The 14,168-nt window shown below is 72.6% G+C and carries 16 protein-coding genes and 1 pseudogene; 1 reads left to right on the top strand and 16 read right to left on the bottom strand.

What is annotated here, in order from left to right:
* A partial coding sequence (locus VLJ82_RS20230; protein ID WP_408665175.1) for a DUF885 domain-containing protein occupies positions 1 to 793 on the top strand: 793 nt, incomplete at its 5' end.
* Here the strand turns inward: VLJ82_RS20230 and VLJ82_RS20225 are convergent.
* The 16 genes and pseudogenes from VLJ82_RS20225 to VLJ82_RS20150 all read right to left on the bottom strand — a co-directional run.
* Positions 794 to 1,141 (bottom strand): hypothetical protein, encoded by a 348-nt coding sequence (locus VLJ82_RS20225; protein WP_408665174.1) that lies wholly within the window; start codon positions 1,139 to 1,141, stop codon positions 794 to 796.
* 119 nt (positions 1,142 to 1,260) lie between these two features.
* Complete coding sequence (locus VLJ82_RS20220; protein ID WP_408665173.1) at positions 1,261 to 2,661, bottom strand: DUF4331 domain-containing protein; 1,401 nt, start codon at positions 2,659 to 2,661, stop codon at positions 1,261 to 1,263.
* Entirely contained in the window at positions 2,661 to 2,930 is a 270-nt protein-coding gene (locus VLJ82_RS20215) for a hypothetical protein (RefSeq protein ID WP_408665172.1), read from the bottom strand. The genes VLJ82_RS20220 and VLJ82_RS20215 overlap by 1 nt, the downstream gene beginning before the upstream one ends.
* A gap of 329 nt (positions 2,931 to 3,259) precedes the next feature.
* The gene (locus tag VLJ82_RS20210; RefSeq protein ID WP_408665171.1) at positions 3,260 to 4,246 is read right to left on the bottom strand and encodes a malate dehydrogenase; all 987 of its coding nucleotides are present in this window, start codon (positions 4,244 to 4,246) and stop codon (positions 3,260 to 3,262) included.
* Positions 4,247 to 4,347: 101 nt separating this feature from the next.
* Entirely contained in the window at positions 4,348 to 4,893 is a 546-nt protein-coding gene (locus VLJ82_RS20205; RefSeq protein WP_408665170.1) for a DUF6036 family nucleotidyltransferase, read from the bottom strand.
* The gene (locus VLJ82_RS20200; protein WP_408665169.1) at positions 4,890 to 5,426 is read right to left on the bottom strand and encodes a hypothetical protein; all 537 of its coding nucleotides are present in this window, start codon (positions 5,424 to 5,426) and stop codon (positions 4,890 to 4,892) included. Before VLJ82_RS20200 ends, VLJ82_RS20205 begins: the two co-directional genes overlap by 4 nt.
* 45 nt (positions 5,427 to 5,471) lie before the next feature.
* A complete protein-coding gene (locus VLJ82_RS20195; protein WP_408665168.1) occupies positions 5,472 to 5,756 on the bottom strand; it encodes a DUF3017 domain-containing protein in 285 nt (94 codons plus the stop codon).
* A 12-nt stretch (positions 5,757 to 5,768) separates the two neighbouring features.
* Positions 5,769 to 6,635: a bifunctional methylenetetrahydrofolate dehydrogenase/methenyltetrahydrofolate cyclohydrolase gene (locus VLJ82_RS20190; RefSeq protein WP_408665167.1), complete on the bottom strand. Its 867-nt coding sequence runs from the start codon at positions 6,633 to 6,635 to the stop codon at positions 5,769 to 5,771.
* 25 nt (positions 6,636 to 6,660) lie between these two features.
* Entirely contained in the window at positions 6,661 to 7,368 is a 708-nt protein-coding gene (locus VLJ82_RS20185) for a pentapeptide repeat-containing protein (RefSeq protein WP_408665166.1), read from the bottom strand.
* Positions 7,368 to 8,954: a bifunctional phosphoribosylaminoimidazolecarboxamide formyltransferase/IMP cyclohydrolase gene (gene purH / locus VLJ82_RS20180; RefSeq protein ID WP_408665165.1), complete on the bottom strand. Its 1,587-nt coding sequence runs from the start codon at positions 8,952 to 8,954 to the stop codon at positions 7,368 to 7,370. The genes VLJ82_RS20185 and purH overlap by 1 nt, the downstream gene beginning before the upstream one ends.
* Complete coding sequence (gene purN / locus VLJ82_RS20175) at positions 8,951 to 9,547, bottom strand: phosphoribosylglycinamide formyltransferase (RefSeq protein ID WP_408665164.1); 597 nt, start codon at positions 9,545 to 9,547, stop codon at positions 8,951 to 8,953. The genes purH and purN overlap by 4 nt, the downstream gene beginning before the upstream one ends.
* Before the next feature lie 117 nt (positions 9,548 to 9,664).
* A complete protein-coding gene (locus VLJ82_RS20170) occupies positions 9,665 to 10,894 on the bottom strand; it encodes a DUF6350 family protein (RefSeq protein ID WP_408665163.1) in 1,230 nt (409 codons plus the stop codon).
* A gap of 49 nt (positions 10,895 to 10,943) precedes the next feature.
* Positions 10,944 to 11,873: a hypothetical protein gene (locus VLJ82_RS20165; RefSeq protein WP_408665162.1), complete on the bottom strand. Its 930-nt coding sequence runs from the start codon at positions 11,871 to 11,873 to the stop codon at positions 10,944 to 10,946.
* Between the two features lie 34 nt (positions 11,874 to 11,907).
* On the bottom strand, positions 11,908 to 12,759 hold the full coding sequence (locus tag VLJ82_RS20160; protein WP_408665161.1) for a hypothetical protein: 852 nt from the start codon (positions 12,757 to 12,759) through the stop codon (positions 11,908 to 11,910).
* Between the two features lie 153 nt (positions 12,760 to 12,912).
* Entirely contained in the window at positions 12,913 to 13,791 is an 879-nt protein-coding gene (gene sucD / locus VLJ82_RS20155; RefSeq protein ID WP_408665160.1) for a succinate--CoA ligase subunit alpha, read from the bottom strand.
* Between the two features lie 17 nt (positions 13,792 to 13,808).
* A pseudogene (locus tag VLJ82_RS20150) lies at positions 13,809 to 14,168 on the bottom strand (succinate--CoA ligase subunit beta); the annotation flags it as partial.

The following is a 14,168-nucleotide window of genomic DNA, read 5'->3' as shown; positions in this document are numbered from 1 at the left end:
GCGCGGCACCGACGCGCTGCAGGCCTGGATGCAGGAACGCTCCGACGCCGCCATCGAGGCGCTGTCCGGCAGCCACTTCGAGATCTCCGAGCGGGTCCGGCGGCTGGAGTGCCTGATCGCGCCCACCCACACCGGCGTCATTTACTACACCGGCCCGTCCGACGACTTCTCCCGCCCGGGCCGGATGTGGTGGTCGGTGCCGGCCGGCGTGACCGAGTTCTCCACCTGGCGCGAGCTGACCACCGTCTATCACGAGGGGGTGCCCGGCCATCACCTGCAGGTCGCGCAGGGCGTGGAGTGCAAGCAGCTGCTCAACCGCTGGCGCCGGCTGGCGGCCTGGGTGTCCGGGCACGGCGAGGGCTGGGCGCTGTACGCCGAGTGGCTGATGGCCGACCTCGGCTACATGGACGACCCGGGCAACCGGCTCGGCCTGCTGGACGCGCAGTCGCTGCGGGCCGCCCGGGTGGTGATCGATATCGGCGTGCACTGCGGGTTTCCGGCGCCGGACGAGGTCGGCGGCGGAGCGTGGAGCTACGACAAGGCTTGGCGGTTCCTGACCAACCACGCCAACATGGGCACCGAGTTCCTGCGTTACGAGCTGGAGCGCTACCTAGGCTGGCCGGGGCAGGCGCCGTCCTACAAGATCGGCGAGCGGCTCTGGCTGCAGCTGCGGGATGAGACCCGGGCCCGCGAAGGGGCGGCCTTCGACCTCAAGGCCTTCCACCGCCGGGCGCTCAACCTGGGCAGCCTGGGCCTGGACATCCTGCGCCAGGCGGTGCTCGACGAGCTCTGATCAATCCTGCTCCGCCGGCCAGCTGGCGGTGCTGACCTCGCCGCCGCGTACCACCGCGGTCAGCCGGACCGGGCGGTCCGGGCGCAGGTACAGCTGGTACTCCCCGTCCTGCAGCTCGGCGAACACCGCGGTGTGCCGCACCGGCGACCCGGGCCGGGGCAGCACCGCGACGTGCGGCAGGTGGCTGCCGGGGTGGGCGGCGTAGGTCGCGAAGGCGGTCCCGCCGACCGGGCGGGCCTCCACCTCGGCACCGGCCAGGGCGGCCGGCATCGTCACGATCAGCGCGCCGATGTCGCCGCCGATGTCCAGTACCACCGGCCCATGGCCGGCATGGCTGTTGTTCTCCATCGACAGATACTCCTTTCGTTATAAGCGCGAATGCGATCGCGACTGGAGAGGAAACCGCGCTGCCGGCTGGCGGGTGGCCCAGCCGACAGCACGGTGTGCTTCCGAACTCCCCGAGGCGGTCAGGGCACCAGGGTCCCCGGCTTGCTCTGGTATCCCCCGCCCGGAGTGCCGAGGTAGGGGAACGCGTCGAGGTAGGGCGTGTTGGTGTTGCTGGTGCCGTCGTTGAGCACGCCGGCGGCGCCGTCCGGGGTGAAGGACGGATCCACCAGCGGGATCGTGGCGCCCGCCACCGCCCGCAGCTCGATGGCGACCACGTCGTCAGCCACCCGCCGCCCGTTCGGGAAGCCGGCCGCGTCGCCGGCGATCAGCCCGATCGGATTGGGGTTCTTGCTCGGCGGCACCGCCACGTTCAGCCGCAGCAGGTCGGCCGGCACCGGTCCGGTGTAGTTCTGGAAGCCGGGCACGATCCCCTTCGGGATGCCGGTCAGCAGGATCGCCTGCAGGTCCAGGCGCGGCTTGGAGTAGCCGGCCAGGTTCGGAAACACCGACGGGTAGAGCACCGGCAGCAGCCGCTGCAGTTCCGGATCGAGCACGTACTTGACGAACCGGCGGTCCTGGTAGGGAGCCAGGGCGTTCCACAGGTCCTTCTCCGCCATCGGCACGATGACTTCGTTGAACAGCGGGTTGGCCAGCCGGGACACCTGGCGGTACGGGCCGTAGCTGGCGGACTTGCCGTGCCGGGCGTCGAACACCTTGGACTTGCGGCGGCTGGCCGAGGCCCACACCCCGATCACCGAGCCGGCGTCGGCCACGTCGTGCGGGGTATGCCCGTGCCGGGTCACGTCCCGGATCGGGACCTGGATCGCGATGCTGTGCACGTTGAAGCCCTGCAGGCCATTCACCCCCACCGCCGCGGCCGACGGGATCAGGTGGGCGAACTCGAACGGGCGCAGCGTGCCGAGGTCGAAGATGCTGCCGGTGTCGGCGTGGAACGGATCGGCACGCTGGCCGGCGAACACCCGCCGGCCGTGGCCCAGCTCGTGCACGGCGGCCGCGGTGAACCGGTTGGCGTAGTCGGGGGTGCTGCGAATCCCGACGTTCACCGGCGGCACGGTCAGCCCGGTGGCCAGCACCGTGCTCCGGTGGTCGTCATCGTCGTCCCCGCGTTCGACGCGGGTAACCGAGTAGTACTGCGGGCGGTTCCAGTTGGCGGTGTCGGTGATCGAGCGGATCGGGCCGGTGTTGTACAGGAAGGTGTCGGGGTTGATCACCTTGGTGGTGAACCGGAACTGGTAGCTGATGTCGGCCCGGGCCCGTCCGGCGTTGGAGATGTGGATCTGGTACAGCACGTCGTCGCCGAACTCGTAGAAGTTCGGCCCGCCGCTGGGTGCCTGCAACGGGATGTAGTTGGCAATCAGGGTGACCGTGTCCGGACGGTCGGGGCTGACGAAGGCGTAGACGTCGGTGTTGTCGGCGACCGGGTCCTTCGAGATCTCCGGTGCCTCGCGATGCGAGGACATCATCGCTCCCGGGAGGCGGCGCGGGCCAGCCGGGCGACCAGGTCACGGTCGTGCACGACCACCTCCCGCTCACCGACCAGCAGCGTCACCGTTCCACTGCTGGGGTCGGCGACGTGGGCCACCAGGTCGGTGGCGTCGTGCGGAAGGGTGGCTGATGCCGCATCGGACGTCCGGGCATCGGCAGTGGCGGGTACGGCTGCCGCCATGCCGATCGCCGCGGCGCCGGCGCCGCTGGCGATCAGGAAGGTGCGGCGGGTGGAATCGGTCATCGAGGAGTCCTTTCTGAGCGGGCCTGGTGCGCGACCCCGCCCGGCGCCTCGATGACCTGGGGCCCGGGGTTGGGCAGTCGCGGACGTGCTGGACGGTCCGCGAGCGGCCGTCTGCCGCTCTCCCCCCACGCGCTCACCCCTCCCCCGGTCGTGGGTGAACCGGATCCATAGTGGCTATTCGTGACCCCCATCACAATGGATGCCCGACCGCGCTACTTTTTCTGACGAGGATCCCCACCGGGACCGAACAACAGGACGAACAAGGCCAGCCGGACTTCGGCCCGGCTGGCCTTGTTCGACACGGGATCAGGCCCCGTCGGTGCTGCGGATCAGATCAGGCCGAGTTCCTTGACCGCGTCCCGCTCCCCGATCAGCTCGGCGACCGAGGCGTCGATCCGGCCGCGGGAGAACTCGTCGATCTCCAGGCCCTGCACGATCTGCCAGCTGCCGTTCACCGATCTGGCCGGGAAGCCGGCGATCAGGCCCTCGGGGATGCCGTACGAGCCGTCGGACACCATGCCCACCGACGTCCAGCTGCCCTCGGGGGTGCCGTTGACCCAGTCGTAGACGTGGTCGATGGCGGCGTTGGCGGCCGAGGCGGCCGAGCTCGCCCCGCGCGCGTCGATGATCGCCGCGCCGCGCTTGGCGACCGTCGGGATGAACTCGTTCTCGATCCAGGACTGGTCGACCAGGTCCGCGGCGTTCTTGCCAGCCACCTCGGCGTGCCGGATGTCGGGGTACTGGGTGGCCGAGTGATTGCCCCACACGGTCAGCTTGCGGATCTCGCTCACCGCGCTGCCGGTCTTGTGGGCCAGCTGGCTGAGCGCCCGGTTGTGGTCCAGCCGCATCATCGCGGTGAACCGGTCCTTGCCGACGTCCGGCGCGTGCGCGGCGGCGATCAGCGCGTTGGTGTTGGCGGGGTTGCCCACCACCAGCACCCGGACGTCGGAAGCGGCGCCGGCGTTGATGGCCTCACCCTGCGGCTTGAAGATGCCGCCGTTGGCCGACAGCAGGTCGCCGCGTTCCATGCCGGCGGTGCGCGGCCGGGCGCCCACCAGCAGCGCCACGTTCACGCCGTCGAAGGCGGCCCGGGCATCGTCGGTGATGTCGATACCGGCCAGCAGCGGAAAGGCGCAGTCGTCCAGCTCCATCGCGGTGCCCTCCGCGGCCTTGAGGGCCGGGGCGATCTCGAGCAGCCGGAGCCGGACCGGCACGTCCGGACCGAGCAGCTGCCCGGCGGCGATCCGGAACAGCAGGCTGTAGCCGATCTGGCCGGCGGCGCCGGTGACGGTGACATTCACGGGAGTTTTCGTCATGTCGGCGACCATACCGCGCCGGTTTCGGGGGTCCGACGGCCAGGAGTTGCCAACCTGACCTGGATCACGTCAGGTCTCCCGGACCAGTTCCTGCCGCCCTCTCAGGACAGGCTGTCCAGCCAGCTGACGGCACGGCTCAGGGCGAGCGGGTCGATGCCCGGTACGGTAGCCAGCCGGTCGCGCAACGTTCCGGCGGCCACGATGCCCGCCTCGACCAGGGATCCGACGAACTCCAGATCCTTCTCCCGGAACGCCGAGAGCTTCGAGGCGCACAGGTCATGGGCTTCCGGGCAGATCCCTACCACCGTCCGGCGGCGGAGCACCGAGTAAGACCCGAGCCGGACCGCTCGTTGCTGCCAGTCCCCCGGCAGGTGTGCCGTGGTCATGCTGACGCCGTCGGCGAAGTACCCGTTGGCGCGGTCGAAAGCGGAGTCCTCGCCGAGGACGCCGGCCAGCAGGTGCGACAGCGATTCGTCCGGGTCGACCGGAGCGGCGATGTCGGCCTCCCGGGATCGGGTTGCCTCAGCAGGCAGGTCATCTTCCGGAAGGGTGGCCAGGATGGCCTGGCTGCCGAGCACCACCACCTCGTCGACATCGAGGAGGTCACAGGCGGCCCGGATCAGGTGCAGCAGGTCGATCCGGTTCACCTGCGGTAGGCCCGGTTGAGCGCCGCGGTGCGTTCGTCCTCGCTCACGATGCCCAGCAGCGGGCTCACCTGGCGCAGGTCCTCGCCCTTCTCCCCTCCGACCAAGAAGGCCTCGACCATGCGCGCGGGGGGCAGCCGCAGGATGGTCGCCCACTCCGCCAGCCAGCGATTGGCCGACCGGCCGTGCACCGTGCCCCGAATCCGGTGCAACTCAGCCTCGGCGCGCTCCACCGACAGCTCACCGGCCAGCACGTGCCGGGCGATCTCGCGGTGCAGTTCGTAGCGGAACCGGGCGTCCGGCCGGTCGTAGTGCACCGGAGCGGGAAGTGCGGGGTCCGTTGTCCGCCGGGCCAGCATCCGGTGCACGGCTACCTGGTTGGTGCCCAGCGCGGCGGCGATCGCCCGCTGGCTGAGGCCGGCCTCCGAGGCGCGCACCACCGCGTCGGTCAGCCGCAGCCGAGCCTGGGACAGCTCGAAGCTCAGCCGCCCCAGTTCGAGCTGCGCGCGTTCTAGCTCCTCGGTGGGCGCAGTCATGATACAAAATGTATCACGGGCCGGGGAACGCGAAGCCCGGGGACCTCAGCGCTGCGGCAGGGCCACCGCGACCGTGAAGGTGAGCACCGCCAGTCCCCAGTAGCAGGCGACGTCGAAGCTGCGCCGGCGCACCCGCAGCAGGCCCGCCTGCTCGTCGGTCAGCACCAGCCGCAGCAGGCCGGCCACCAGCAGGCCGGCGGTCATGCCGGCCACCGCCCGCAACCAGTGCTGCGGCGCCAGCGCCACCGACAGCACCGCGCCGAGCTCCATCAGCAGCACCACCGTGAATGGGATCTCCTTGAAGTCCCGGCTGGAAAACCCGCTGGCCATCCCCCGCGCCGTTCAGCCCGCGGCCAAGTGTTCGGTGGCGGCCAGCCGCTCGGCCGCCGCCACCACGTTGGACAGCAGCATCGCCCGGGTCATCGGGCCCACCCCGCCGGGATTGGGCGCGACGAAACCGGCCACCTCGGCCACCCCGGCCGCGACGTCACCGGCGATCTTGCCGTCCACCCGGCTGACCCCGACGTCGAGCACCGCGGCGCCGGGCTTGACCATGTCGGCGGTGATCAGGCCGGGCACCCCGGCGGCGGCCACCACGATGTCGGCCCGGCGTACCTGGTCGGCGAGGTCCCGGGTACCGGTGTGGCACAGCGTCACCGTGGCATTCTCCGAGCGCCGGGTCAGCAGCAACCCCAGCGGACGTCCCACGGTCAGCCCGCGCCCGACCACCACCGCGTGCGCCCCGGCCATCGGCACCCCGTACCGGCGCAGCAGCTCGACGATGCCCAGCGGGGTGCACGGCAACGGGCCGGGCTGGCCGAGCACCAGCGAGCCGAGGTTGAACGGGTGCAGGCCGTCGACGTCCTTGACCGGGTCCACCCGGCTCAGGATCGCGAACTCGTCCAGGCCGGTCGGCTGCTGGACCAGGAACGCGGTGCAGGAGGAGTCGGCGTTGAGCTCGTCCACCACGGCCAGCACCTCGGCCAGGCTCGCGGTGGCGGGCAGCTCACGCTGGATGCTGGCGATGCCGATCTCGGCGCAGTCGCGGTGCTTGGCCGCGACGTACCACCGGCTGCCCGGGTCGTCGCCCACCAGCACGGTGCCGAGCCCTGGTACCACCCCGCGGGCGGCCAGCGCCGCGACCCGCTCGGCCAGCTCGGCCTTGATCGAGGCCAGGGTTGCCTTGCCGTCCAGGAGGGTTGCCGTCACCGCGCCCATCTTGCCAGCCGACCGCTCAGCCGATCCGCAGGCCGAGGTACTGGGCGAAGGTCAGTGCCTGCTCGACGGTGGCGCGGGCGCCGGTCAGGTCGGCGATCCGAGGATCGAGCCCCTCGATCACCGCGCCGCGCAGGTCGGCGTCGCGCAGCGAGGCCTGCCCCCAGCGCAAACCCGTCAGGTTCGCCCCGGTGAACACGCAGCGGTCCAGCTTGGCGCCGGTGACGTTGGCGTCCACCAGCTTGACGTCGGTGAAGTCCAGCTCGCGCAGGTCCGCGCCACCCAGCGCCACCGCGCTCCAGTCGCCGCCGCCGGCGATGGTGGCCGAGCGCAGCGGGGTGTCGGAGAATGTCGAGCCGGTCAGCTTGCACGCCACCAGGCTGGCGCCGGTGAACCGGGTGCGGACGAACGAGCAGGCCACGAACGCGGTGCGCAGGTGCGAGGAGCCGACCAGTTCGGCCCGGTCGAAGCTGCAGTCGGTGAAGCTGCACGCTTCGGTGGCCAGCTCGTCCAGCGACGCCTCGTCGAACCGGCACCGGCTGAAGTGCAGCCGGCGCAGCGACAGCTGCCGCAGGTCGGTGCCGACGAAGTCCTCGTCGGCGATCTCCGGGCCGGCGGCCACCAGCTCGGCGAACCAGGACGGCAGCGCCGCCCCGGTGGCCGACGGCTGGCCGGTTCCCTCGTCGTCGGCGGGCCCGGTCATCCCGGCGTCGGCGGGCCCGGTCATCAGTGCGCGAAGTGCCGGGTGCCGGTGAGGTACATCGCCAGCCCGGCGGCCTCGGCGGCGGCGATCACCTCGGCGTCGCGGACCGAGCCGCCGGGCTGCACCACCGCCCGGATGCCGGCCTCGATCAGCACCTGCAACCCGTCCGGGAACGGAAAGAAGGCGTCGGAGGCGGCGTAGCTGCCGGCGGCGCGGTCGCCGGCCCGGGCCACCGCCAGCCGGGCCGAGTCCACCCGGTTGACCTGGCCCATCCCGACCCCCACGGTGGCCCGGTTGCGGGCCAGCAGGATGGCGTTGGACTTGACGGCCCGCACCGCGCGCCAGGCGAACTCCAATTCCGCCAGCTCCGCCTCGGCCAGCACCGGACCGCAGGCCAGCGTCCAGCCGGCCGGCGAGTCGCCGGGTGCGTCGATCGCGTCGGCGTCCTGCATCAGCATGCCGCCCGAGATCGGCCGCGGCTCGACGCCGACCGGCCGGGGCCCCGGCACCACCAGCAGCCGCAGGTTCTTCTTCGCCGTCAGCAGCTCCAGTGCGTCCGGTTCGAAGGCCGGCGCCAGGATCACCTCGGTGAAGACGTCGGCGACCTGCTCGGCCAGCGCCGCGGTGACCGGGCGGTTGGTGGCGATCACCCCGCCGTAGGCCGAGACCGGGTCGCAGGCGTGGGCCAGGGCGTGCGCCTCGGCGATGTCGGACCCGACCGCGATGCCGCACGGGTTGGCGTGCTTGACGATCGCCACGCACGGCTCGGCGAAGTCGAACGCGGCCCGGTACGCGGCGTCGGAGTCGAGGTAGTTGTTGAAGCTCATCGCCTTGCCGTGCAGCTGCTCGGCCTGCGCGATGCCGGGCTCGGCGCCCTGCTGCACGTACAGCGCGGCCCGCTGGTGCGGGTTCTCCCCGTAGCGCAGCACGGCGGCCCGCTCCAGCGCCAGCCCGAGGTAGGGCGACCAGCGCGGGTACGGCGACCAGCCGGGGACCTCGGCGTCCGGCTCGGCGTCGTCCGGAGTCTGCTGGCCGAACCAGTTGGCCACCGCGGCGTCGTAGGCGGCGGTGTGGGCGTAGGCGCGGGCCGCCAGCCGCCGCCGGCCGGCCAGGTCGAAGCCGCCGGACGCGACCGCGGCCAGCACCTCGGGGTAGCCCGCCGGATCGACCACCACCGCGACCGAGCCGTGGTTCTTGGCGGCGGCCCGCACCATGGCCGGGCCGCCGATGTCGATCTGCTCGATGATCTCGGCGGTCGAGGCGCCGCCGGCGACCGTCTCCCGGAACGGATAGAGGTTGACCACCACCAGCTGGAACGGCTCGATGCCGAGGTCGCGCACCGTGGCCAGGTGCTCCGGGTCGCCCTGGTCGGCCAGCAGGCCGGCGTGCACGTGCGGGTGCAGCGTCTTGACCCGGCCGCCCAGGATCTCGGGAAAGCCGGTCACCTCCTCGACCGGGGTCACCGGGACGCCGAGCTCGGCGATCCGGGCAGCCGTCGAACCGGTCGAGACGATCTCCACGCCGGCTTCGTGCAGGCCCCGCGCCAGCTCGGCCAGCCCGTTCTTGTCATAGACGCTGACCAGCGCGCGGCGCACGGAAACTCGGGTCATCGGGTTGGCATCTCCTCGCGGCTGTCGGACTTCTGCCGGCACAGCTGGCCGACGGTGTGGACGAACAGGGGTTTCTCGGCGGCCTGGATGCGTTGCCGCAAGGTGTCGACGGTGTCGTCAGCGAGCACCGGCACCGCGGTCTGGGCCAGGATCTGGCCGGAGTCCAGGCCGGCGTCGACCCGGTGCACGGTGACCCCGGTGACCTTGACGCCGTGCGCCAGCGCGTCGGCGACCGCGTGCGCGCCGGGGAAGGACGGCAGCAGTGACGGATGGGTGTTGACCATCTCGAACCGGCCGACCGTCTCGGCGGCCAGCACCCGCATGAAGCCGGCCAGCAGCACCAGGTCCGGCTGGTGGGCGGCGATCGCGTCGGCCAGCGCGGCGTTCCAGGAGTCCCGGTCCGGATGGTCGGCCAGCGCCACCGCGAAGGTCGGCACGCCGGCGTCGGTCGCGCGCCGCATCGCCGGGCAGCCCGGCCGGTCGGTGCCCGCGGCCACCACCTCAGCCCCGAACGCGGGCTCGGCGACGGCGTCCAGCACCGCCTGCAGGGTGCTTCCCGAGCCGGATGCGAGCACCACGAGCCGGACGGTCACGGCGCCCACCCTAGCGGGGCTGACCCGGCCCGCTGCGGCCGTCCCGGTACTGCTGACCGGCCGGCCCGGTCGTCCGGTCTGGTCGTCGGGTCCGGGGCGTCGGGTCTGGTCGTCCGGTCAGCTGGCGGTGCGCGAGCGGGCCGCCGGCTCCTCGGTGCGGGCGGCCGGCCGCGGTGCGGGTTCGACTTCGGGCTCGGCGTCCCCCGGCAGGGCGTACAGGCCAGGGGCGGCAGGCCGGGCGAGCCGGTCGCGCAGCGCCTCGACGCCCAGCCAGCACGCCGCGCCCAGCAGCACCAGCAGCGCCGCGCTCGGGCCCACCGCCCACCAGGTCGCTCCGATGCCACGCAGCCCGCCTCGTCCCAGGTCGCCGGCGGCCAGTCCGGTCAGCGCGGCCAGCACGATCCCGGCCAGTGCCGCCGCGGCCGCGCAGTCGGCCAGCCGGCCGGTCCAGGAGTGCGCCGCCGTCACCGTGCGCAGCACCGCCCAGCCGGCCAGCAGGGCCGGCAGCAGCACCACTAGGACGGCGAGCCAGGCCGGCGGCTGCTGGTGCGGCAGCCCCGCCAGCAACGGAAAGACTGGCACCCGGCCGGAGCTGACCGACAACGGCGACACCGAGGTGGCGGCGCCGACTCCGAAGCCGGTCCCGGTCAGGTAGCCCACGGCGGCCAGCACCGCGTTGGGCGTCGCCGAGATGCCCAGCAACGCGACCGGCAGCCCGGCGGGTCCTGGCGCGAGCTGGCGCTGCAGGGCGACCGCGTCGGAGAAGCGCACGACCAGCGTCCCGGCCGCCAGCAGCGCGCCCGCCGCCAGGTAGCCGGCCGCTGCCAGGCCGGCAGCGCGGGATACCTGCTGCCAGCGGGCCGGCAGCCGGGACCACAGCTGCTCGGCACCTCGGGCGGTGCCGCCCACGGCCAGCACGAACACTGCCGACGCGAGCGCGCTGCGCAGCACCGGGGCGTGCGTGCTGCCCAGCCGGGACCAGCTGGCCAGCACCGCCGAGGCCGTGACGTAGCCCGCGGTGAGGCCGGCGAAACCGGACCACGAGTCCTGCCGCCGGGCGTGCGCGGCCACCAGCCAGCCCAGCAGCGCGGTCACCAGCAGCGGCGCCAGGCTGACCGGGGTGCCGGCCAGCACCAGCCCGCCGTGGCCGCCGGCCAGCAGCACCAGCGCGGCAGCCTTCAACGCCGAGGTGGCCGTCGCGGTGTCGGCGCCCGGCATCAGCCAGGCCGCGTAACAGGCCACCGCGCAGCCGCCGAGCGCGATCAGCAGCACCGCCACCCCGGAGCCGACCCCGCGCCGGAAGCGGGTCAGCCAACCGGGCGGGTACTGCTGGTCGGTGGAGCTCATCCTGTCAGGCTCGCAAAGCGAGCCGGAATGTCGAACCAGGCGCGCCGGGTCAGCCCGGAGACTGCGGCCACTGGCCGGGCGGCCGGGACGGCTGTCCGGGTGCCGGCTGCCGCGGCTGGTCCGGGGCCGGTTGCCGGTACGGCGGCGGGGCCGGCTGGCCCGGTTGGGACGGTCCCCAGGCCGACTGCCCGGGCTGCGGCCAGCCGGGCTGGCCGGGCTGGCCGGGTTGCCCCCACTGGCCCTGCTGCGCCGGGCCGGGCTGCCCGTACGGAGCCGGCGGGCCGGAAGCGGACTGGGGGTGGTGGGCCGGCTGGCGGTAACCGCCGGGGGCGTAGCTCGGCTGACCGTAGCCGGGCCGGCCGTAGCCGGGCCCGTAACCCGGTTGCCCGTACCCCGGCTGGCCATAGCCGGGCTGGCCGTAAGCCGTCTGGCCGTAACCGGGCTGGCCGTACTGCTGGGGATAGCCCGGCGGGTAGTAGCCGGCGTAGCGCTGGCTGGCTGCCAGGTCGGCGGCCGCCTGCTCGGCGTGCAGGGCCCGGACCCGCTCGGCCCGCACCGACTTGTCGCTGCCGCGCAGCCAGCCGACCGTCAGCGCGACGGCCTGGCCGGCGGCGGTCAGCAGGCCGGCCACCGAGCCGGCCTGGACGGTGGCGCTGTCCGGCTTGGCGACCATGCCGCCCAGCACGATGATCGCCGCGCCGGCCGCCAGCATCGCGGCGACCGGCGGCGTCTCGGCCGAATGCGCCCGGCCGGCCAGCATCTGGTGCAGGGTCACCGCGCTCGCGGCCAGCACCAGCCCGATGCCCGCCGCTCCGGTGCCGGAGTAGAAGCCGGAGATGCCGCCGCCCGAGTCGCCGACGGTGCCGAACCATCCCAGAAAGCCCCAGAGCACCATCGGAGCACCGAACGCGGCACCCGCCACGTCCCAGGGACGAGCCCGCACCAGGGCGCCGGCGGCAAGCTGATCGAGGGAGCTCATGGGCCAAATCTAGGCGATGGCCCGGCCCGCCGGGTCAGCCGCGAGCCGGCAGCTTCCCGCCGGTGTCGACGAACCGCTTGGCGGCAAGCCCGGTACCGGCCAGCACGGCCAGCAGGCTGATCCAGTAGCCGATGCCGTGCCCCTTGTCGATGCCGATGCCCAGCACGTCGGCGTTGCCGGTGTTGCCCGGCACCACGAACAGCGCCAGCAGGAGCAGCAGCGAGGCCAGGGCGAAGGCGGCCAGCACCACCAGCCGAACCGGGAACGCCAGCTTGACCGTGCTGAGCAACTCCACCGCGAGCAGCAGCGAGGCGGCCAGTGCCAGCAGGGTGGCGATCGGCGCGAGGGCGCCGTGCCAGGCGCTGACCGACGTCGACTGGGAGAAGCCGCCCAGGGAGATCTTGTAGGTGTAGTAGCCGAAGGTGGAGAAGATCAGCGCGATCAGGCCGGCCGCGATGATGCCCCAGTCCAGCGGGTTGACGTTCGCCACGTCGAAGGCAGGCATACCCGAACGACCCGCTACCGACCCGGGGGCGGCGGGCTGGCCGATCGCCGCCGGACCTGCGCCGGGCATGCCGGGTACCGGCTCGGTGTAACCGGGGGTGAAGGCCTGCTGGCCGGCCACCGGCGGGTAGGCCGGGTCGCCGGCAGCGGATGGGTAGGCGGGCTCGCCGGCCGCCGGTGGATAGATCGGGTCACCGGCCAGCGGCTGGCCGAAGGCCGGCGGCGCCATCGCCGGGTCGCCGTAGCCGGCCGGCGGTTGCGTCTCCGCCTCGCCGTAACCAGCCGGCGGTTGCGTCCCCGGCTCGCCGTACCCGGCGGGCGGGGTGCCCGGCTGGCCCGGCACGCTGCCGGGTTCGGGCTGCTGAGGTTCGTGGGTGGTCATCGCCGTTCTCCCCGCTCTAGGAGAGCCCATAGCTGGCTCACAACAGCGCACAAGCTATACCTAGCGGGACCGGCGCACCCGGGAAACGCCGATCCAGGTGCGGGCGGGAGTCGGCTGACCGGCCGGGACGCGCCGGCGTCCGGCACGTCCACCTCAGGAGCTGAGCAGCTCCCGCATCAGCCGGGCGGTCTCGCTGGGGGTCTTGCCGACCCGCACGCCGGCCGCCTCCAGGGCCTCCTTCTTGGCCTGCGCGGTTCCCGACGAACCCGACACGATGGCGCCGGCGTGGCCCATGGTCTTGCCCTCCGGCGCGGTGAAGCCGGCGACGTAGCCGACCACCGGCTTGCTGATGTGCTCGGCGATGTAGGCCGCGGCCCGCTCCTCGGCGTCGCCGCCGATCTCGCCGATCATCACGATCGCCTTGGTCTCCGGGTCGTTCTCGAAGGCCTCGAGCGCGTCGATGTGGGTGGTGCCGATGATCGGGTCACCGCCGATGCCGATGGCGGTCGTGAAGCCGAAGTCCTTGAGCTCGAACATCATCTGGTAGGTCAGCGTGCCCGACTTGGAGACCAGGCCGACGGGACCCTTGCCCGCGATCGTGTGCGGGGTGATGCCGGCCAGCGACTCCTCCGGCGTGATGATGCCCGGGCAGTTGGGGCCGATCATGCGGGTGGACTTGCCCTCGAGGTACTGCACGACCTCGGCGGTGTCGAGCACCGGCACGCCCTCGGTGATGACGACCAGGAGCGGGATCTCGGCGTCGATGGCCTCGATGCAGGCGTCCTTGGTGAACGCCGGCGGGACGAAGGCGACGGACACGTCGGCGCCGGTCTCCTTCATCGCCTCGGCGACCGAGCCGTAGACGGGGAGCTCCTTGCCGCCGAGCTCGACGGTGGTGCCGGCCTTGCGCGCGTTGACGCCGCCGACGATGTTGGCGCCGGACTCGACCATCAGCGTGGTGTGCTTGGCACCCATGCCGCCCGTCATGCCCTGGACAATAATCTTGCTGTCCTTGTTGAGGTAGATGCTCATCGGTTCAGTTCTCTCTCTCAGGCCTGGTGGGCGAGCTCGGCGGCCTTGTCGGCCGCGCCGTCCATCGTGTCGACCTGGGTGACCAGCGGGTGGTTGAGCTCGTCGAGGATCGCGCGGCCCTTGTCGACGTTGTTGCCGTCGAGGCGCACGACGAGCGGCTTGGTGGCGCTGTCGCCGAGGATCTCCAGGGCACCCTTGATGCCGTTGGCGACCTCGTCGCAGGCGGTGATGCCGCCGAAGACGTTGACGAAGACGCTCTTGACCTGCTCGTCGTTGAGGATCACGTCGAGGCCGTCGGCCATCACCTGGGCGTTGGCGCCGCCGCCGATGTCGAGGAAGTTGGCGGGCTTCACGCCGCCGTGCGCCTCACCGGCGTA

It is taken from the genome of Jatrophihabitans sp., from assembly GCF_035474675.1.
GTDB lineage: Bacteria > Actinomycetota > Actinomycetes > Mycobacteriales > Jatrophihabitantaceae > Jatrophihabitans_A.
The sequence above is the reverse complement of the archived record's forward strand: the minus strand, read 5'-3'. Positions and strand labels throughout refer to the sequence as shown.